The sequence below is a fragment of the Brevundimonas nasdae genome (assembly GCF_016654005.1).
Lineage (GTDB): Bacteria > Pseudomonadota > Alphaproteobacteria > Caulobacterales > Caulobacteraceae > Brevundimonas > Brevundimonas nasdae.
Genome location: NZ_JAEPWN010000001.1, coordinates 424,749 through 443,250, shown reverse-complemented (window position 1 = coordinate 443,250; position 18,502 = coordinate 424,749). Strand labels below are relative to the sequence as shown.

The 18,502-nt window shown below is 66.4% G+C and carries 19 protein-coding genes; 11 read left to right on the top strand and 8 right to left on the bottom strand.

Going from position 1 to position 18,502, the window contains the following annotated elements; translation table 11 throughout:
- Window positions 1–27: 27 nt before the first annotated feature.
- Together JKF87_RS02170 and uvrC are read left to right on the top strand one after the other, a co-directional pair.
- Window positions 28–501, top strand: a complete 474-nt coding sequence (locus JKF87_RS02170) for an NUDIX domain-containing protein (RefSeq protein ID WP_201096851.1) — start codon at window positions 28–30, stop codon at window positions 499–501.
- Window positions 502–549: 48 nt separating this feature from the next.
- Entirely contained in the window at window positions 550–2,457 is a 1,908-nt protein-coding gene (uvrC, locus tag JKF87_RS02165) for an excinuclease ABC subunit UvrC (RefSeq protein WP_236261028.1), read from the top strand.
- Window positions 2,458–2,463: 6 nt separating this feature from the next.
- Here uvrC and JKF87_RS02160 read toward each other — a convergent pair whose 3' ends face one another.
- Together JKF87_RS02160 and JKF87_RS02155 are read right to left on the bottom strand one after the other, a co-directional pair.
- A complete protein-coding gene (locus tag JKF87_RS02160; protein ID WP_201096849.1) occupies window positions 2,464–2,850 on the bottom strand; it encodes a PIN domain-containing protein in 387 nt (128 codons plus the stop codon).
- A 2-nt stretch (window positions 2,851–2,852) separates the two neighbouring features.
- Complete coding sequence (locus JKF87_RS02155) at window positions 2,853–3,089, bottom strand: antitoxin (protein WP_201096847.1); 237 nt, start codon at window positions 3,087–3,089, stop codon at window positions 2,853–2,855.
- Between the two features lie 70 nt (window positions 3,090–3,159).
- Between JKF87_RS02155 and JKF87_RS02150 the strand changes: the two genes are divergently transcribed.
- Window positions 3,160–3,780 carry a carbonic anhydrase gene (locus JKF87_RS02150; protein ID WP_201096845.1) on the top strand — a complete coding sequence of 207 codons (621 nt, stop codon included), beginning with the start codon at window positions 3,160–3,162 and terminating at the stop codon, window positions 3,778–3,780.
- Window positions 3,781–3,848: 68 nt separating this feature from the next.
- Window positions 3,849–4,493, top strand: a complete 645-nt coding sequence (gene pgsA, locus JKF87_RS02145; RefSeq protein ID WP_201096844.1) for a CDP-diacylglycerol--glycerol-3-phosphate 3-phosphatidyltransferase — start codon at window positions 3,849–3,851, stop codon at window positions 4,491–4,493.
- A gap of 11 nt (window positions 4,494–4,504) precedes the next feature.
- Here the strand turns inward: pgsA and JKF87_RS02140 are convergent, their stop codons facing one another.
- Entirely contained in the window at window positions 4,505–5,041 is a 537-nt protein-coding gene (locus tag JKF87_RS02140) for a retropepsin-like aspartic protease family protein (protein ID WP_201096842.1), read from the bottom strand.
- Between the two features lie 91 nt (window positions 5,042–5,132).
- Entirely contained in the window at window positions 5,133–5,348 is a 216-nt protein-coding gene (locus JKF87_RS02135) for a DUF1289 domain-containing protein (protein ID WP_201096841.1), read from the bottom strand.
- 157 nt (window positions 5,349–5,505) lie between these two features.
- On the opposite strand from JKF87_RS02135, the gene JKF87_RS02130 reads away from it, so the two are divergent.
- Both JKF87_RS02130 and JKF87_RS02125 read left to right on the top strand, forming a co-directional pair.
- Window positions 5,506–5,658 carry a hypothetical protein gene (locus JKF87_RS02130; RefSeq protein WP_201096840.1) on the top strand — a complete coding sequence of 51 codons (153 nt, stop codon included), beginning with the start codon at window positions 5,506–5,508 and terminating at the stop codon, window positions 5,656–5,658.
- Window positions 5,659–5,774: 116 nt separating this feature from the next.
- Window positions 5,775–6,572, top strand: coding sequence for a crotonase/enoyl-CoA hydratase family protein (locus JKF87_RS02125; RefSeq protein ID WP_201096838.1), 798 nt, complete (start codon window positions 5,775–5,777; stop codon window positions 6,570–6,572).
- Here the strand turns inward: JKF87_RS02125 and JKF87_RS02120 are convergent.
- The 4 genes from JKF87_RS02120 to JKF87_RS02105 all read right to left on the bottom strand — a co-directional run bounded on the left by JKF87_RS02120 (window position 6,561) and on the right by JKF87_RS02105 (window position 10,835).
- A complete protein-coding gene (locus JKF87_RS02120; protein ID WP_201096837.1) occupies window positions 6,561–7,679 on the bottom strand; it encodes an MFS transporter in 1,119 nt (372 codons plus the stop codon). The two genes, JKF87_RS02125 and JKF87_RS02120, sit on opposite strands and share 12 nt — an antisense overlap.
- Before the next feature lie 191 nt (window positions 7,680–7,870).
- Window positions 7,871–8,875 (bottom strand): HlyD family secretion protein, encoded by a 1,005-nt coding sequence (locus tag JKF87_RS02115; protein WP_201096836.1) that lies wholly within the window; start codon window positions 8,873–8,875, stop codon window positions 7,871–7,873.
- Window positions 8,876–8,910: 35 nt separating this feature from the next.
- On the bottom strand, window positions 8,911–9,666 hold the full coding sequence (locus tag JKF87_RS02110; RefSeq protein WP_201096835.1) for an ABC transporter ATP-binding protein: 756 nt from the start codon (window positions 9,664–9,666) through the stop codon (window positions 8,911–8,913).
- Window positions 9,663–10,835: an ABC transporter permease gene (locus JKF87_RS02105; protein WP_201096833.1), complete on the bottom strand. Its 1,173-nt coding sequence runs from the start codon at window positions 10,833–10,835 to the stop codon at window positions 9,663–9,665. Before JKF87_RS02105 ends, JKF87_RS02110 begins: the two co-directional genes overlap by 4 nt.
- Before the next feature lie 216 nt (window positions 10,836–11,051).
- Between JKF87_RS02105 and JKF87_RS02100 the strand changes: the two genes are divergently transcribed.
- The 5 genes from JKF87_RS02100 (at window position 11,052) to JKF87_RS02080 (ending at window position 18,496) form a co-directional block, all read left to right on the top strand.
- The gene (locus JKF87_RS02100) at window positions 11,052–13,145 is read left to right on the top strand and encodes a S46 family peptidase (RefSeq protein ID WP_201096831.1); all 2,094 of its coding nucleotides are present in this window, start codon (window positions 11,052–11,054) and stop codon (window positions 13,143–13,145) included.
- 273 nt (window positions 13,146–13,418) lie between these two features.
- The gene (locus JKF87_RS02095) at window positions 13,419–15,536 is read left to right on the top strand and encodes a S46 family peptidase (RefSeq protein ID WP_201096829.1); all 2,118 of its coding nucleotides are present in this window, start codon (window positions 13,419–13,421) and stop codon (window positions 15,534–15,536) included.
- Entirely contained in the window at window positions 15,533–16,045 is a 513-nt protein-coding gene (locus tag JKF87_RS02090) for a GNAT family N-acetyltransferase (RefSeq protein WP_201096828.1), read from the top strand. Before JKF87_RS02095 ends, JKF87_RS02090 begins: the two co-directional genes overlap by 4 nt.
- A gap of 202 nt (window positions 16,046–16,247) precedes the next feature.
- Window positions 16,248–16,799: a TetR/AcrR family transcriptional regulator gene (locus JKF87_RS02085; RefSeq protein ID WP_201096827.1), complete on the top strand. Its 552-nt coding sequence runs from the start codon at window positions 16,248–16,250 to the stop codon at window positions 16,797–16,799.
- Window positions 16,799–18,496, top strand: coding sequence for an MFS transporter (locus JKF87_RS02080; protein ID WP_201096826.1), 1,698 nt, complete (start codon window positions 16,799–16,801; stop codon window positions 18,494–18,496). The genes JKF87_RS02085 and JKF87_RS02080 overlap by 1 nt, the downstream gene beginning before the upstream one ends.
- The last annotated feature ends 6 nt before the right edge of the window (window positions 18,497–18,502 follow it).

Below are 18,502 nucleotides of genomic sequence, written 5' to 3'. Positions count from 1 at the left end.
CCGCGATAACCCCGTCATGCTCGCCTCATGACCACCTGGCGCCGGCACGTCGAACCCTTCACCCGCCCGCTGTTCTTCGCCTGGTCCCGGCTGACGCGGGGCAAGACGCTGGGCGTGCGGGGCGTGGCGGTGGATGGCGAGGGGCGCGTGCTGCTGGTCAAACACACTTATCTGGCGGGCTGGTGGCTGCCGGGCGGCGGGGTGGACAGGGGCGAAACGACCCAGGCCGCCGTGGTGCGTGAACTGCGTGAGGAAGGCGGACTGATCGCACGCGGACAGCCGGTGCTGTTGTCCATCCATTCCAACGAGCGCTTCTTTCCCGGCGATCATGTCGTCGTCTTCCGCATCGACACTTTCGACATGGGCGAGCGAACCAGTCATGGCGAGATCGCCGAGATCGGCTGGTTCCATCCCGACGCCCTGCCCGAGGACACTCACCGGGCCACGCGGGCGCGGATCGAGGAGATCTTCAACGGACGGCCCGCCGACGTCCTGTGGTGACCGGCTTCTCAATCGCGTCTGTGAGCGGGCGCGCCTATATAGGGCGCGATGATTTCGAGCGATCCCCCGATTCCTGACACCACGACCGCTGAAGCGGCGCATCCGCAAGCCGCGCCTCTGGCCGCCGCCGCCCTGATCGCGGACGAGGCCCGGCGCGCGCCGGACAAGCCGGGCGTCTATCGCATGTATGGCGAGGACGGCTCGTGCCTGTACGTCGGCAAGGCCAAGTCGCTGAAGAAGCGCATCATCCAGTATGCCCAAGGCCGCTTCCACACCCAGCGCATCGGCCTGATGGTGTCGCAGACCCGGTCGATGGAGTTGGTGGTCACGGCGTCCGAGACCGAGGCCCTGCTGCTGGAATCCAACTTCATCAAGAAGCTGAAGCCGCGCTTCAACGTCCTGCTTCGCGACGACAAATCCTTCGCCGAACTGATGATCCGCAGCGACCATCGCGCCCCGCAGATCAGGAAACATCGCGGCGCCCATACGACGCCGGGCCAGTATTTCGGCCCCTTCGCCTCGACCTGGGCCGTGAACCGGACGCTGAACACATTGCAGAAGGCCTTCCTGCTGCGATCATGCTCGGACAGTGTCTATGAGACCCGCACGCGGCCCTGCATGCTGCACCAGATCAAGCGCTGCTCGGCACCCTGCACGGGCCTTATCTCGCTGGAGGACTACGGCGAACTGGTCACCGAGGCCGAGGCCTTCCTGCGCGGCAAGTCGCGCGCCGTCATCAGCCGCCTGTCCGGCGAAATGCAGGCGGCGTCGGACGAGATGGACTTTGAACAGGCCGCCCGCGTGCGCGACCGCATTCGCGCGCTGTCGGCCATTTCGATGGAGAACTCGGTCAGCGCCGACAGCGTGGCGGAAGGCGACGTCTTCGCCCTGCACACCGACGGCGGACAGGCCTGCGTGCAGGTCTTCTTCTATCGCGCGGGCCAGAACTGGGGCGGGCGGGCCTATTTCCCGCGCGTGGACAAGACTGACACGGACCCGGAGATTCTGGCCGCCTTCCTGGGCCAGTTCTATGAGGACAAGCCGATCCCGCGCCTGATCCTGTCCAACGTCCGCCCGCATGAGTTGGAGCTGCTGGAGGAGGCCTTCTCGATGAAGGCGGAGCGCAAGATCGAGATCGTGCGGCCCCAACGCGGCGAGAAGCTGGCGCTGGTCGACCACGCCCTGACCAATGCGCGCGAGGCTTTGGGACGTCGTCTGGCCGAAAGCTCGGCCCAGGGCAAAATCCTGGACGAGGTGTGCGAGGCCTTCGGTCTGGACGCCCGGCCCGAGCGGATCGAAATCTACGACAACGCCCATATCCAGGGGACAAATGCTGTGGGCGGCATGGTGGTGGCGGGACCGGACGGCTTCCAGAAATCCCAGTACCGCAAGTTCAACATCCGCGGCGAAGACCTGACGCCCGGCGACGACTACGGCATGATGCGCGAGGTGATGCGCCGCCGCTTCGCCCGTCTGGTCAAGGACGAGGAGGAAGGCGAGGACGCCGTCCGTCCCGACCTGCTGCTGATCGACGGCGGCGCGGGGCAGTTGGCCGAGGTTCTGGCTGTGATGGCCGAGATGGGCGTCGACGACATCGCCGTGGTCGGCGTGGCCAAGGGGCCGGATCGCGATGCGGGGATGGAGAAGTTCTTCATGCCCGGCAAGCCCCCCTTCATGCTGCCGCTGAAGTCGCCCGCCCTCTATTATCTGCAGCGGCTGCGTGACGAAGCCCACCGTTTCGCCAACGGCGCCCACGCTAAGCGCCGCTCGATGGACATCAAGAAGAACCCGCTGGACGAGATCGAAGGCGTCGGCCCCGGCCGCAAGAAGGCCCTGCTGCACGCCTTCGGATCGGCCAAGGGCGTGGGTCGCGCCTCTGTGTCCGATCTGATCAAGGTGGACGGCATCAGCCAGCCCCTGGCCGAACGCATCCACGCCTTCTTCCGCAAGAGCTGACCGCCCTCACCACTCCAGCAGGGTCAGCCCCGGAACATCGCGGAAATCATCGCCGTTGCGCGTGACCAGAACCGCTCCCGCCACCAGGGCCTGGGCCGCGATCATCCGATCAAGCACCTTGCGGCGCGAGAAGCCGCAGGCCGCGATGATCTGGCGATAGGCCAGGGCCTCCGCCGAACCAAATGGAAGCACCGGCACGACGTCCAGCAACGCGTCCAGTCGGCGCGCCCGATCCTGAGCATCGCGATCTGGGCGGACAAGGCCAGCCTCCAGTTCGATCCGACTGACGACCGACAGCAAGAGCGGAGGCGCCAGGGCGTCCACGCGCGCGTCGATCTCATCGTCGCCGTCCCGCAGGTGAATGGCGACATTGGTGTCGAGCAGATAGGCCACGTTTAAAGGCCGGACCGATCGGGGATTTCGACCTCTTCGCGCACGCCGATGCTGGACGGCTTGGGCAGGCTGCGCAGCTTGGCCAGCATCTCCTTCACGGATTTTCTCTTGGGTGAGATCGTCACCACATCGCCCTTGCGCTCGATCTCGACCTCGACGCCGGGACCGAACGAAATCTCCTTGGGCAGGCGTACGGCGTCGCTATTGCCGCTGCGGAAGGTTCGGCTGGTCACAGTCATGAGGCGCTCCTTTCGTATATACGCGTATACACGATTTCTTGCCGCCGCCCAAGGCGCTAGAGAATGCCGCATGAGCGCATCCGAAGACGAACTGACCGCCGGCTATCACCGCTTCCGCGCCGAGCATTGGCCTGCCGCCCACGCGGAGTATGAGGCGCTGGTCAAGGGCCAGAAACCGCACACCCTGATCGTGGCCTGTTCCGACAGCCGCGCCGACCCGGCCCTGATCTTCGACGCCAAGCCGGGCGAACTGTTCGTGGTCCGCAACGTGGCCAATCTTGTGCCGCCCTATGAGCCCGACGGCCTGCTGCACGGCGTATCGGCGGCGCTGGAGTTCGGGGTCAAGGTTCTGAACGTGCGCCGCATCGTGGTCATGGGCCACGCCCACTGCGGCGGGGTCAACGCCATGCTGAACGGTGCGCCCGACAACTGCGCGGACTTTGTCGCCCCCTGGGTGGCGCAGGGCACGCCGGTCGTGCGCCATGTCGCCGAAACCGTCGATGCGCACGAAGTGGAGCGCGCAGCGGAAGAGGCCATCGTGCGCCTGTCGATCCGCAATCTGCGCACCTTCCCCTGGATCGCCGAACGTGAGGCGGCAGGCGACCTGACGCTCAGCGGCCTGCATTTCGGCATCGCCGACGGCGTGCTGCGCGCCCTGACGGACAAGCCCAGGTTTGAACCCCTGGCCTGAACAATGGCCTGAACATTGGCCTGATCGCCGAACCATGCGACACCCGGCGGGTTGCAACGGACATGACGATGAGCACCGGCCACCATATTAATCCGATCCCGAACATCCTGACGGGCATCCGACTGTTCGCCGGGGTGGTGATGTTCGCCATGCTGGCGGGCGCGGCGCCCGGCGCGCTGGACGCCTGGCTGTCGCCGGACACCCAGTTGCAGTTCGGCGTCTGGGCCTTCTGGATCTTCGTCATCGCCGCCTCGACCGACTGGGTCGACGGCTTCCTGGCGCGGCGCTGGAACTCGACCACGCGCTGGGGCGCAATTCTGGACCCCATCGCCGACAAGGTTCTGATCACCGGCGCCATTCTGGGCGTGCTGGCGTCCGGCTCTCTGCCCGGCATCGCCCTGCCCTGCGGCCTGATCCTGTTCCGCGAGTTTGCAGTTTCGGCCCTGCGCGAAACCATGGCGGGCCGCATCGAACTGCCCGTGACCCTGGCGGCCAAGTGGAAGACCACGGTTCAGATGGTGGCGCTGGCGGCGCTGCAACTGACCCTGTTGTGGAGCGGTTTCGGCCTGCAGAACGAGGACGGCTCGCCCCTGTCGTGGCAACCGGCGTTTGAAACCTTTGCGGTCTTCCTGATCTGGTTCGCCGCCGTGATCACTCTGTGGACCGGCTGGCAGTATTTCCGCGAAGCCCGCCGTCAGATGCAGGATCTTTAGGGCCAGAACGCCTAAGGCCTGAGCGTCAGACCCGCCGGGGTGGCTTCGAACGCCGACAGCCGCCCCAGGTAGCTCATGCCCAGCAGCGAATAGGACAGGCCGTCTTCGAACACGAGGGCCTGAACCTTGTCGATCCGCGCGCCCGACACGGACACCGAAGACAGCTCGATCGGGGCCGCGCGCACCATGCCCGACGCCGTCTGAACCTTGCCGGTGAAGTCTGAAGGGGCCGGGTTAACGCCCAGACGCCGGGCGTCCTCACGCGTCAGGGCCACCAGACTAGCGCCTGTGTCCACCAGCACGCGCACCGCATGGCCGTCGATGCGGGCCTGGGCCCAGTAGTGGCCGTCGGCCGCGCGCATGACCTGTGCAGGATGGCCTGTCGCCGGTTCCAAAACCGTGCCCTGAACCTGGACGACCGGGATCGGGGCCGACGCCGCCAGCGCCTCTCCGCCGCCTTCGAGGTGACGAATGACCAGGGCCGTGCTGAACGCGGCGAGCAAGGCCCCGCTGAGAACGGCTGCAGACTGGAAATCGACACGGATCATCAAAGGCGCTGTGGCTGCATCGCAAGACGCGACATCGCCGTTCTAGGCGCCCGAGGTTGGGATGCCGTGAAGCGACTTGGCTGATGAAACCTTAAAGCTTGGACGGATCGACCTGCGAGCGCCGCGACGGCAGGTCCGCCATGACCGCCGCCCGTTCATCATCCGTCAGCGCGCGCCATCCGGCGATCTCTTTCAACGTCCGAAAACAGCCCAGACACAGGCCGCTTTCGCCATCGACAGCGCACACCATCACGCAGGGCGTGGCGATCGCCTTGGGCGGCGCAGGGCGGGCGGCGGGCTCGGTCATCGTGACACTGTCACAAAATTTACTCCGAATGCTGAGCGATAAATTTGCATTTTTTGTGAAACTGACTATCTTGGGTTCTGACGCGAAACGACTGAGGGTGGAATCCCCATTGGTACGACGTGTCTCTTTTCATCGTTCTGCGAAAGGAGACGCCAAGATGAACGATAAGGAGCGTAACCTCCAACACGCCATGATGTCCTTCGCCCTGTGGGGCGGGATGCTGGTGAACACGCGGCAGATGCCGTCCAACTCCAATCGGGTGGTCAGCCATCCGTCCAACTTCGTACCCTATACGATCAAGAAACGCTGACGGCCTGAAGGGCTGACAGCCAGGAAGCCCCGGTCTTATCCGGGGCTTTTGCAATTCCGGGCTTGCGTGACGCGACGGCGCTGGCCGATGACGGCTCCCAGACACGGAGACGACGCATGGGCCTGATCGCTGAAGACAGACAGGGCGACATCCTGATCTGGACCCTGGACCGCGAGGCGCGCCTGAACGCCCTGCCCGACATGACGGATGGCGATGAGTTCGCCGACGCCTGCGCCCGCGCCAACGCCGATCCATCCGTAAAATGCGTGGTCCTGACCGGGGCCGGTCGGGCCTTTTCCGCGGGCGGCGACCTGACGGCCATGCGCGACAGGCGCGACCTGTTCGAAGGATCGGGCGCCGAGATCCGCGTCCGCTATCGCCGTATCGTCCATCGCATCGTGCGGTCGCTGTATGATCTGGAAATGCCGCTGGTGTCGGCGGTGAACGGCCCCGCCATGGGTCTGGGCTGCGGCATCGCCACCACCGCCGACATCCGCATCGCCTCGGACCGCGCCAGCTTCGGCGTGCCGTTCCTCAAGCTGGGCATCATTCCCGGCGACGGCGGGGCATGGCGACTGCCGCGCGATGTGGGATACGCCCGCGCGGCGGAAATGCTGTTCACCGGCCGCAGCATCGACGCCGAGACGGCCGAGCGCTGGGGGCTGGTCAACCGCGTCGTGCCGCATGAGCGGTTGATGCAGGAAACCCTGACCACCGCCGCCCAGATCGCCGCCCAGCCGTCCCAGGCCCTGCGCATGGCCAAGACCCTGATGCGGCAGGGGCGCGACCAGACGTTCGAGCAGATCCTGGAGCTTTCGGCCGCCATGCAGGCCATCGCCCACCTGACCGAAGACCATCAGGAAGGCGTCGCCGCCGTGCTGGAGAAACGTCCCGGCGATTTCTCAGGCCGGTGACACGTCGCGGAAGCTGAAGCTAAGCGCGAACATGCCAAGGCAGATCGCACTGCTGAGCGCCAGCGCCACGCCCGGCGAGACATTCAGGGCCAGGGCATAGACGGCGGGGGCCGCCGCCTGGACGTAGCGGGCAGGCGTCAGGATCAGCGCCTGCCGCATCCCGTACCGCTCAGCTCCGAAAACCTTCAACGGCAGAGCGCCGGAGGCCACGGACAGGAACCCGTTGGCCAAGCCCTGCCCCACCGCCGCCAAGGGCGCCCCGACTGCACCGAGCAGGACCGCCAGCAGGGCCCCTGCCGGGTGGAACAGTGTGGCCAGCCGCGCCGTCAGGATCGGGTGCGAGCGGTGCAGCACAGTGATGTCCAGCAGGCGCACGGCCATGGCGCTGGCCGCCATCAGACCCGCCGCCCAGGCTGCGCGCTCCACCGTCATGCCCAGATCGACCAGCAGGCGCGGCAGGTGCGCCGCCATGGCCGAGGCCACCGCCCAGGCCCCGGCGAAGAAGATCGCCATGCGGATCATGGTAGGGCTCCAGCGTATCGCCGACACATCAACCGCCGCCTTCATCTGCCCCTTGTGCTGGGGCAGAACCGTCAGGGCGATCGGCAGGCAGACGAACAGATGCAGGGCCGCCCAGAAGCCGAACACGGCCCGCCAGCCCGCTAGGTCCAGCACCTCGCGGCTGATCGGCCAGCCCAGCGCCCCGCCCAAGGCGCCCAGCAGGGACACCGCCGCAATCGCCCGCCGCGCGCCCTGCCCCTGCATCTCGACCAGAACGGCGAATGCCGTGCCGTATAGACCCGCCCCCATGCCCACGCCCAGCAGCACGACGCCGAGGCACAGAACCAGAGGCTGCGGCGCGGCGGCCATCATCAGAAGGGCAAACGCGAAGGCCAGGTTCGATCCCGCCAGCACCCGCGCCCCGCCGACACGCTCAATCGCCTGGCCCGCATAGGGCGTCAGGACGGCGGAGACCAGAAAGGCGCCGGAAAGCGCCAGAAACACCGGTCCTGTGCCGATCCCCAGCGCCGCCGCCGCAGGATCGGCCATGACGCCCAGAAGATAATAGCTGGAGGCGAAGGCCACTGCCTGGCCCAGGCCAAGCACGAGAACAATCATACGAACAGAAGACATCGCCCGGAGATGCCGCAGGCCGCGCCGCGCGGAAATCGAGTTTCAGGGCCGCGCCCTGTGCGAAAAACTCACAGGCTGATGATCCCCGGCCTCACACAGCAAAAGAAAAGGCGGCCGGGGTCGCGCCCAGCCGCCTCTTCTGTCTTCAGGCCGTCAGACCCGGCTTATTGCGAACGCATCGCCTGGGCCGGGCCGACGCCGGTCGTCGCCTGGCGCTTGGCGCCCGCCGTCTCGCCGGGCTTCATAAACTTGACCAGAACCCGCTGGCCGATCAGCAGCGGCGCATCGCCAGCCGAGGCCACGACCTCGACCACGCGCTCGTCGGTGCGTTGCGACGGATCGTCGGAAGCCAGCTTGCGGGCGCCGAATACCGCCGCGCGGCGCAGCACCGTGCCGATGTAGATCTTGCTGGAATCGCCCTCGGGGCTGATCTCGACCGCCTGACCGTCGGTCAGGTTCGGCAGGTCGCTTTCAACCACTTCGGCGCGGACGATGCGCGGGGCGTCCGGCTCCAGGTCGAACATGGTCGAGACGTTCAGGGTCGAGGCGCCCGCGCCGGGGTTGGCGTAACGGCGAACGATCCGGCCGGCGCTGGGCGCGCGGATGACCGTCAGCTCCTGATTATAGCGAGCCTGATCCAGTTGGGCGCGCGCCGTCTGGACCGCCGCCACCTGCGAACCCATGCGGGCCTGGGCCGTGGCCACGGCGTCCGCCGCCTGATCGACACGCTGGGCGGCGACGAAGTTGGTGGCGGCCAGACGCTGCAGACGCTCCTGCTCGCGCTGGGCGGTGCGGATGTCGACGCGGATCTGGTTCAACTGGCTTTCGGCCTGGGCCACGGCGGCGGCGGCGCTCTGCACGGCCAGACGCGGTTCATCGTCTTCCTGACGGGCCAGGATCTGGCCTGCGGTGACGCGTTCGCCTTCCTGGACCAGCACCTCACGGACGATGCCGCCGCGACGGGCTGCGATCTGGATGATGCCGCCCTCGACATCGACCTTGCCGTTTGCGATGGCCGCATAGGGGCTCTCGACCTTGGTGGCGGCGGCCTTGGCCTGCTCTTCCTTCTTGGTCTTGGCGGCGGACTGGAACAGCATGAAGCCGACCCCCAGCACGATCACCAGCAGCAGGCCGAACCATGTGCGTTTTTTCTTCAGGAAGCCGGGCATTGGGCGTTTCGTCCTAAGGGGTTCAGTCGTGTTGTTCAGTGCGACGCCAGGATGGCGTTCGGATCGGGAATGCGGCGTTGGTCATCAAGGATCTTGCCGTCCTCGATGTGGATGACCCGGTCAGCCCAGGCCTCCAGGCGCGGGTCGTGGGTCACGCAGATAACGGCGGCGCCGTGTTCGGTGGCGGCGCGGCGCAGCAGCTTGATCACCACCTGACCGTTCTCGCCGTCCAGGGCCGAGGTCGGTTCATCGGCGAACAGGATCTTGGGATCCTTGGCCAGGGCGCGGGCGATGGCGACGCGCTGCTTCTCACCACCCGACAGGGCCGCGGGGCGCAGGTGCAGGCGGTGGCCCAAACCCACTTCCTCCAGGGCGATCGTGGCCCGCTTCTTCGCCTGACCGGACGTCAGTCCCTGGAACTTCAGCACCGTCTCGACCTGCTGCAAGGCGGTCAGGGCCGGGAACAGGTTGAATCCCTGGAAGATGAAGCCGCAGTTATCCAGCCGGAACTTGTCGATCCGCCCGGTGGACAGGCGCCACAGGTCATCGACGTCCAGAATGTCGACGCGCCCCTCTTCGGGCTTCAGCAGACCGGACAGGGCGGCGATCAGGGTCGATTTGCCCGACCCCGACGGTCCCATGACCATGGTCAGGTCGCCGTGCCGCGCATCGAAATCGACGCCTTTCAGCACCTCGACCCAGGACTTGCCGGACTTGAAGCGCTTGACCACGCCGTTGGCTTCGATGGCGAAGTCGCCGTGCTTGCCGTGGACTTTCGTGTGAATGCTCATCGCAGCAGGTCCGCCGGTTGGCTGTTCTTGAGAATGCCCAGCGACAGCAGGCCCGACACCATGGCGATGGCGATCAGACCGATGCCGACCGCCAGCAGCAGAGAGAACGGCAGGGCGATGATCACGGCGAACGACAGGGCGAACAACGACAGCAGCCAGGTCAGCAGGATGGCGGCTGCGACCCCGACGCAGCCGACCCAGAAGCTCAGCTCCACCACGATCCGGCGCAGGCTTCCCATGCCGACGCCCAGGGCGCGCAGAGAGGCGAACTCCTTGATGTTGGCCATGATCGCCCCGCGCAGCGTCTGCCAGGTGATGGCCACGCCGATGATGACGCCCAGCACCACGCAGCCGCCGATGATGATGACCAGAATCCCCTCCTCGAACATCGAGGCGGCATTGGCGTCGGCCAGCTGTTGACGCGTCCAGGCCTTCCACTGGCCGTTGCCCATGGCGTTCAGCTGCGCCACAACGACGGGCGCGCGCGCCGGGTCCTTTATGCGGATCATCAGCGGACCGACACGCGGGCCTTCGAAGGCCTCGCCCAGCATCCGCAGGCTGTCGCGCGACATGACGATCGTGGGTTGCATCATATTGGGATAGCCGCGCAGGACGCCCACAACCGTCACGGTCTTGCCGTTGAACAGGGCCTTGTCGCCCAGTTTCACACCCAGCGGGGTCAGCGCCGTCTCGTCGATCGCGACGGTAAACGGCTGGCGCAGCGCCTCGACCAGCTCGGAAGAGTAGTCCTTGGGAATCGTGACCGATCCCGGCGCGGTGTCGATGATATTGACCAGCACCTGCTTCTGGCGCGGCGCGCCCTGACGCGCACGGTCGGCCGCCGACGCCGTGGGGTCCACGGTCTTGATGTTCTGGAAATTGCCGCCGGACAGATCCAGCGTCTTGATCTCGACCACCTCAGGATGATTGTAGGCAAGCGGGATGAACCGCTTGGGCATGCCCATCGGGCCGCCGAACAGGGCCTTAGCGCCCGGCTGCATGATGTAAATGTCCGCGCTCGACCGTTCGATCGCGGCAGTAAAGCCCTTGCCGATGCCGATGAAGACACCGGTCATGGCCAGGACCAGCAGGCCCGACAGGGCCAGCGCCATGACCGCCGCCATATAGCGGCGCCACTCGAAAAGCAGCGTTGAAAGCGCAAGCGACATGTTCGTCGATAAACCCCTGGTACGTCCGTCTATCTGACGGCGCGCCACCCTGTGGCCAAGTTAAATCGGGGTAAGGGTTTGGGGCGCCGCGCCGTTGCTTCGCGTAAAACGTGCGATTAAGGCGGCACAGGTCGCTTTGCGTCGCCCCCTTTATGGCGCTAGTTACAGAATAACACATGGGACAAAAACGTCCCGCCCCCCGGGAGACTATCCATCATGTCCTTGCCTTCACTTCGCCTCACCGCCTCGCTGGCCGCCCTTGGCGCCGCGACCGCTGTCCTGTCGGCCCCCGCCTCGCCTGCAAAGGCCGACGAAGGCATGTGGACGTTCGACAACTTCCCCATCGCGACGGTGAACCAGAAGTACGGCACCAACATCGACCAGGCCTGGCTGGACCGCGTGCGCAACGCCGCCGTTCGCCTGCAGGGCTGCTCGGCTTCGCTGGTGTCGGGCGAAGGCCTGATCCTGACCAACCACCACTGCGTCGTGTCGTGCGTGCAGGACCTGTCCACGGCCCAGAACGACTACGTCAAGAACGGCTGGATGCCCGCCACCCGTGAAGACGAAAAGAAATGCCCCGGCCAGACGGCTGAAATCCTGACCGACATCGTCGATGTGACCGCCCGCGTCACCGGTGCCGGCGCCGGTCTTGAAGGCGCCGCCTTCGTCCAGGCCCGCGCCGCCGAGATCGACAAGATTCAGAAGGAGACCTGCGGCGACGACCAGAAGCTGACCTGCCAGGTCATCAGCTTCTACCGCGGCGGCCAATACAAGCTGTACAAGTTCCGCAAGTATGACGACGTGCGTCTGGTCTTCGCGCCCGAGTTCCAGGCGGCCTTCTTCGGCGGCGACCCGGACAACTTCAACTTCCCGCGCTACGCCCTGGATGCCGGTTTCCTGCGCATCTACGAGGACGGCAAGCCCGTCGCCACGCCGAACCACCTGACCTGGAACGCCAATGCGCCCAAGGAAGGCGACGTGACCTTCGTGGCGGGCAACCCCGGCTCGACCTCGCGCCTGCTGACCATGGCGCAGTTGGACGTGCTGCGTGACCAGCAGATGCCGCTGACGCTGATCCAGTCGTCGGAACTGCGCGGCCGCCTGATCGAATACGCCACCACCGGCGAAGAGCCCAAGCGCGTGACCGTCGATCCGCTGTTCGGCCTGGAGAACAGCTTCAAGGTCTTCTACGGCCAGCAGGGGGCCCTGACCGACCCGGCCTTCATGGCCACCAAGCGTCGCGAAGAACAGGAGCTGCGCCAGCGCGTCGCCGCCGACCCGACCCTGGCCGCCAGCATCGGCGATCCGTGGGCCGATCTGGAGCGCATCTCCGCCACCCAGCGCGATCTGTTCCTGCCCTACCGCCAGCTGGAATCGGCCGCCGGTCAGCGTTCGTCGCTTTACGGCTATGCCCGTTCCATCGTGCGCGCCTCCAAGGAACGCGCCAAGCCGGTGGCGGAGCGCCGCGCCGGTTATTCGGACGCCGACATCGCGTCTCTGGGCCGCCGCCTGGCGACCGAGACCCCGATCTCGACCGACCTGGAGAAGATCTTCATCGACTTCTGGCTGTCCAAGACCCGCGAATACCTGACCGTCGACAACACCGAGGTTAAGGCCCTGCTGGGCACGGAAAGCCCTGAACAGGTCGCCGCCCGTCTGGTCGACGGCACGCGCCTGGCCGACCCGGCCTTCCGCGCCCAGGCCCTGGCCATGACGCCGGAGCAACTGGCCGCGTCGGGCGACCCGCTGATCAAGTTCGTGCTGGACAACGACAACGCCGCACAGGCCATCCGCACCCAGTGGGAGGCCGCTGTCTCGGGCCCGACCAGCCGTGCGGGCGAAAAGATCGCCCAGGCCCGCTTCGCCGTTTACGGCACCAACCTGTATCCCGACGCGACCTTCTCGCTTCGCCTGTCCTATGGTCAGGTCAAGGGGTGGACCTATCGCGGCGTGACCGTGACGCCCTTCACGGAGATTGGCGGCCTTTATCAGCGCAACACCGGCGCCGAGCCGTTCAACGCCGCAACCGACTGGCTGGCCGCCGAGAACAAGGTCAACAAGTCGACCGTCTATGACTTCGTCTCGACCAACGACATCATCGGCGGCAACTCGGGCTCGCCCGTGATCAACGCCAAGGGTGAAGTCATCGGCGCGGCCTTCGACGGCAACATCCACTCGCTGGGCGGCAGCTTCGGCTACGACCCCGAACTGAACCGCACGGTGACGGTCTCGACCGCCGCCATCACCGAGGCCCTGCGCAACGTCTACAACCAGCCGCGCCTGCTGCGCGAACTGGGCGTTCGTCGGTAAAGACTGACCCGCCTCTCCCTCCCCATTTCATGGGGAGGGAGACCGCGTAGCGGTGGAAGGGGGCGACGCAAACGTCAGCCGTGGAGGCGCCCCCTCCGTCTCGTCGGCTTCGCCGCCGATCCACCTCCCCATCGCTGCGCGACAGGGAGGAAAGTACGCCCCCGTCTGACGCATCGCCCTGCTAGGCTCCTCTCGTCCTTCCAGCCGATTTCAGACTATTCAGACGAATTGGACTCTGTTTTTCCTAGCCAGGGTCTGAACTAGGAGTTCTCCATGCGTCATCTGCTCATTGCCTCCGTCGCGGTTCTGGCCTTCGCCGCCGCCACCTCCGTTCGCGCTGAGGAGGGCATGTGGACCTATGACAACTTCCCCATCGCCCGCGCCAATCAGACGCTGGGCACGAACATCGACCAGGCCTGGCTGGACAAGGTGCGTCTGTCGTCGGTGAAGTTCGGCGGATGTTCGGCGGGCATCGTCTCGGGCCAGGGCCTGGTGATGACCAACAACCACTGCGTGGCCACCTGCGTCGCCAACCTGTCCACGCCCCAGCTTCAGTACGGCGAGACCGGCTTTACGCCCAAGAGCCGCGAGGAAGAGTTGAAATGCCCCGGCGCCACCGCCGAGGTCCTGACCGACATCACCGACGTCACCGCCCGGATGCACAAGGCAGGCGAAGGCCTTGACGGACAGGCCTTCAGCCAGGCGCGAGAGGCCGAGGCCGGACGCATCGAAACCGAAGCCTGCGGCAATGATCCCAAGATCCGCTGTCAGGTCGTCAGCCTTTACCGGGGCGGCCAGTTCAAACTCTACAAGTTCCGCAAATATTCCGACGTCCGTCTGGCCTGGGCGCCGGAAGACCGCGCCGCGACCTTCGGCGGCGACCTGGACAACTTCTCCTTCCCGCGCTTCGCCATCGATGCGGCCTTCATCCGCCTGTATGAAGACAACAAGCCGGTCGAGACGCCCGTCCACTTCGCCTGGAACCCCAACAGGCCGACCGAGGGCGAGCCCGTCTTCGTCACCGGCAACCCCGGCGCCACCCAGCGCCTGCTGACCCAAGCCCAGCTGATGACCATCCGCGACGTGGTCCTGCCGATGGACCAGCTGATCGCGTCGGAACTGCGCGGCCGTCTGATCCGCTATTCGGAAGAAGGCGCCGATCAGGCCTTCATCGCCATGGACCCCATCGTCGGCGTTGAGAACACCTACAAGCGCGGCCTGGGCCGGATGCGCGCCCTGACCGATCCCGCCTTCATGGATCAACTGGCCGGTCAGGAGACCGCCTTCCACCGTCAGGTCGCCGAGAGCGAAGCCCTGTCGGCCCAGGTCGGCGACCCGTGGGCCACGCTGGCGGCGATCCAGCCCGTCGCCCGCGAGATGTACGCCCCGATGGCGCTGCTGGAAGGCGGCACCGGCATGGGCACGACCTCGGTGGCGGGCGGCTCTCAGTTGTTCCAGTGGGCGCGGGTCATCGTGCGCGGCGCCCAGGAGCGCGCCAAGCCGTCGGACCAGCGTCTGAGCGAATATGCCGACAGCCGCCTGCCCGCGGCTCAATCCGGCCTGTTCGCCGAACGCCCGACCTATCCGGAACTGGAGCAGATCCGTCTGGAATGGTGGCTGTCCAAGACCCGCGAATGGCTGACCGTCGACAGCCCCCACGTCCGCGTCCTGCTGGGTCGCGAAAGCCCCGAACAGCTGTCGTCCCGCGTCGTCAGCGGCACCAGGCTGGCGGACCCCGCCGTGCGCCGCGCCCTGTGGGAGGGCGGTCTCGCCGCCGTTCAGGCCTCCGACGATCCGTTGATCAAATACGTCCTGTCGATCGACGAAGACGCCCGCGCCGTCCGCACCGAATGGCGCAACAAGGTCGACGCCCCGACCGCCCGCGCGTCCGAACAACTGGCCGCCGCCCGCTTCGCCGTCTATGGCGACGCCGTCTATCCGGACGCCACCGGCACCCTGCGCCTGACCTATGGCCGCGTCGAAGGCACAGATGTTCCGGGCCAACGCATTCCCGCCTTCACCACCTTCGCCGGACTGTGGGACCGCGCCACGGGCGCAGAGCCGTTCAACGTGGCGCCCAAGCTGCTGGCCGCCAAGGACCGGATCGACCCCAATGCGGTGATGAACATGGCGGTGTCGTCCGACACCATCGGCGGCTCGTCCGGTTCGCCCGCCGTCAACGCCAAGGGCGAGATCATCGGCGCCAACTTCGACTCCACCGTCCTGACCCAGCGCAACGCCTATGGCTATGACCGCAACGTCAATCGCAGCGTCATCGTCACCACCCAGGCCGTGACCACCGCTCTGCGCGACGTGTACGGCATGGACCATCTGGTTCAGGAACTGGGCGCGGCGACGAACCAGACCCCGGCCCGGAGAGCCCGTCGTTGAGCCCAGTCGTCTTTCGGGCGGCGACCGCCGATGATGTCGCCGCCCTTCGCCCCCTGATCGAACGCGCCTATCGCGGCGACAGCGCCAAGGCGGGCTGGACGCACGAGGCGGATTTCCTCTCGGGCGAACGCACCAGCATCGAGGAACTGTCCGCGGTCATCGCCGATCCTGAGCGCGTCATCTTGATGGCCTATCGCGACGGGACCCTGATCGGCTGCGTGCAGGTCGCCCGATCCGCTGACGACCTCGGCTATCTGGGCATGTTGACCGTTGATCCGGCGTTGCAGGCCAGCGGCGTCGGTCGTCAGCTTCTGGCCGCCGCCGAGGCCGAGGCGATCCGCCGTTTCAACGCCCGGCGAATGGAGATGACCGTCATCCAGCGCCGCGCCGAACTGATCGCCTGGTACGAGCGACGCGGCTATGTCCGCACCGGGGAGCAACGTCCCTTCCCGCTTGATCCGCCACGGCCCGAACTGGCGTTCGTGGTGCTGGAAAAGGCGCTTCCCTAGCCCCTTCTCCCGGTGGGAGAGGGCGGCCCGCAGGGCCGGATGAGGGTCTGCTGACGGGCCAGATGGCCCGGTCGTCCCTCACCCTTCGGGCCGGAACGACGGCTGCGCCGCCTTGTCCTCAAGCCCTCTCCCGGCGGGAGCGAGAGCGCCACAAAATGGCCCCTTGCAAAACGGACACGGATGTCCACTTAAGCGCGTCACCATGTCGCGCCCCATCCGAAAAGACGCCGCCAACAACCGAGCCGCCCTGCTGAAGGCGGCGCGGGAACTGCTGTCCGAACAGGGGCTGGATGTGCCGCTGGATCTGATTGCAGAGCGGGCGGGCGTCGGGCGCGGCACCCTTTACCGCCATTTCGCAGACCGCACCGAACTGGCCCTGGCCGTGCTGATCGACGGGATCGACGACCTGGACGCCCGCACCCGCGCCCGAGGCGAAGCGCCCGAGGTCTTCTTCTGGTTTGTCGAGGAGCTGGCCGATCTGGTCATGCGCAATGCAGGTTGGTCGGATGTTCTGCGGAACGTCCGTTCGCCAGACGCGCTTACGCCATTGCGGCAACGCTTGACCGAGGCGGGCGCCGGGCCCCTGGCGCGCGCACAGGCGGCGGGATTGGTGCGGAAGGATCTGGGGCCGATGGACTTGCGTCTGATCGCCACTCTGCTGGGTTCAGGCTTTCAGGGCGCCGACGAGGCTGAACGCCGCGCGGTCTCGGCCCGCACCCGCCTGATTGTGCTGAACGGGTTGAAGGCGCGCTGATGGCCCCCAACAACTGGCATCTGCCCTGGGAACAGTATGTCGAGACGCTGAAGCCGCACGAGCGGCCGATGATGCCCGGCTCGCCCGCCACCCCGGACCACAGCTGGCCCACGCGGATCATGTACGCCGTCACCGGTCTGATGGTCGCCACGGTCGGCAGCCTGGGCAATGGCGCGATCACAGCCAATGTTCAGAATCTGCAAGGCTCGCTGGGCATCACCGTGACCGAGGCCGCCTGGCTGCCGGTCGTCTTCGTCATGACCAACGCCTGCATGAACCTGATCCTGGTCAAGTTCCGCATGCAGTACGGCCTGCGTCTGTTCACCCAGATCTTCCTGGGCGCCTTCGTGCTGGTGTGCGCGGCCCACCTGTTCGTCGACAACTATCAGTCCACCCTGCTGGTGCGCGCCATTGCGGGCATGGCGGGGGCTGGTCTCAGCAGCCTGGGCTTCCTCTATCTGATCCAGGCGTTTCCGGCGGCGCACCGGCTGAAGGGGCTGATCATCGGCATCGGCCTGACCAGTTTCGCCGTGCCCATCGCCCGACTGATCATGCCCGGCCTGCTGCAACTGGGCGATTGGCGCGCCTTCTATCTGTACGAACTGGGCATGTGCCTGATCGCCTGGGGCGCGGTGCAGGTGGTCAAGCTGCCGCCGTCCGAGAAGATGCGCGTCTTCGACCGGCTGGACTTCGTCACCTTCGCCCTGTTCGCGCCGGGGGTGGCCCTGCTGTGCGCCGTGCTGGGCCTGGGCCGCATCGTCTGGTGGACCGAGGCGCCGTGGCTGGGCTGGGCCATGATCGGGGCCATCGTCCTGCTGACCGCCGCCTTTGTGGTCGAGTACAACCGCGCCAATCCTCTGATCAACATCCGCTGGCTGACCGGCGCGGACATGCTGCGGCTGTTCGGGGCGATTCTGCTGATCCGCATGGTGCTGTCGGAACAGACCTCCGGCGCCGTGGGCTTTTTGACAGTAGTCGGCCTGGGGCCGGATCAGTTGATGGGCCTGTTCGGGGTCATCCTGGCGGCCATGGTCGCGGGCACCGCCGTCAGCGCCTTCACCCTGAACATGGAGAAGCTGAACAAGCCCATCGCCATCGCTCTGGGCCTGATCGCCATCGGCGCCTTCATGGACAGCCACTCGACCCTGCTGACCCGCCCGGCCCAGCTTTATGTCAGCCAGGCCCTGATCGCCTTCGCCTCGGCCATGTTCATCGGCCCCGCCCTGATGCAGGGCGTGGTCAAGGTGCTGACCCAGGGCAAGCAGAACCTGATCAGCTTCATCGTCATGTTCAGCGTGCTGCAGAACGTGGGCGGTCTGGCGGGCAGCGCCCTGACCGGATCGCTGCAGATCATCCGCGAGAAGTTCCACTCCAACCAACTGGCCGCCGACATCACCAGCATGGACCCGCAGGTGGTCCTGCGCCTGCGCCAGCTGTCGGGCGCCTATTCGTCCACCATCACCGACCCCGCCCTGTTGAATGCAGAAGGCGCCGCCCTGCTCAGCCGCCAGGTGACGCAGCAGGCCAATGTCCTGGCCTATAACGACGTCTTCCTGATCATCTCCATGCTGGCCGCGATCGGCTGCGTTTGGGTCACCATCACCCATCTGCGCCCCCGCTGGAAAGCCAAGCGAGACGCCCAACGCGCCGCCCAACAGGCGCCCGATTCCTCCGCCGTCGCCTCCGCCGTCGATTGAGACTGA

Coding starts and splice junctions, on each gene's coding strand:
- JKF87_RS02095 (WP_201096829.1), top strand. CDS start 13,419: ATGCGTCATCTGCTCATTGCCTCCGTCGCGGTTCTGGCCTTCGCCGCC.
- JKF87_RS02155 (WP_201096847.1), bottom strand. CDS start 3,089: ATGACTGTGACCAGCCGAACCTTCCGCAGCGGCAATAGCGACGCCGTA.
- uvrC (WP_236261028.1), top strand. CDS start 550: ATGATTTCGAGCGATCCCCCGATTCCTGACACCACGACCGCTGAAGCG.
- JKF87_RS02105 (WP_201096833.1), bottom strand. CDS start 10,835: ATGTCGCTTGCGCTTTCAACGCTGCTTTTCGAGTGGCGCCGCTATATG.
- JKF87_RS02150 (WP_201096845.1), top strand. CDS start 3,160: ATGAGCGCATCCGAAGACGAACTGACCGCCGGCTATCACCGCTTCCGC.
- JKF87_RS02170 (WP_201096851.1), top strand. CDS start 28: ATGACCACCTGGCGCCGGCACGTCGAACCCTTCACCCGCCCGCTGTTC.
- pgsA (WP_201096844.1), top strand. CDS start 3,849: ATGAGCACCGGCCACCATATTAATCCGATCCCGAACATCCTGACGGGC.
- JKF87_RS02085 (WP_201096827.1), top strand. CDS start 16,248: ATGTCGCGCCCCATCCGAAAAGACGCCGCCAACAACCGAGCCGCCCTG.
- JKF87_RS02130 (WP_201096840.1), top strand. CDS start 5,506: ATGAACGATAAGGAGCGTAACCTCCAACACGCCATGATGTCCTTCGCC.
- JKF87_RS02110 (WP_201096835.1), bottom strand. CDS start 9,666: ATGAGCATTCACACGAAAGTCCACGGCAAGCACGGCGACTTCGCCATC.
- JKF87_RS02115 (WP_201096836.1), bottom strand. CDS start 8,875: ATGCCCGGCTTCCTGAAGAAAAAACGCACATGGTTCGGCCTGCTGCTG.
- JKF87_RS02080 (WP_201096826.1), top strand. CDS start 16,799: ATGGCCCCCAACAACTGGCATCTGCCCTGGGAACAGTATGTCGAGACG.
- JKF87_RS02135 (WP_201096841.1), bottom strand. CDS start 5,348: ATGACCGAGCCCGCCGCCCGCCCTGCGCCGCCCAAGGCGATCGCCACG.
- JKF87_RS02140 (WP_201096842.1), bottom strand. CDS start 5,041: ATGATCCGTGTCGATTTCCAGTCTGCAGCCGTTCTCAGCGGGGCCTTG.
- JKF87_RS02125 (WP_201096838.1), top strand. CDS start 5,775: ATGGGCCTGATCGCTGAAGACAGACAGGGCGACATCCTGATCTGGACC.
- JKF87_RS02100 (WP_201096831.1), top strand. CDS start 11,052: ATGTCCTTGCCTTCACTTCGCCTCACCGCCTCGCTGGCCGCCCTTGGC.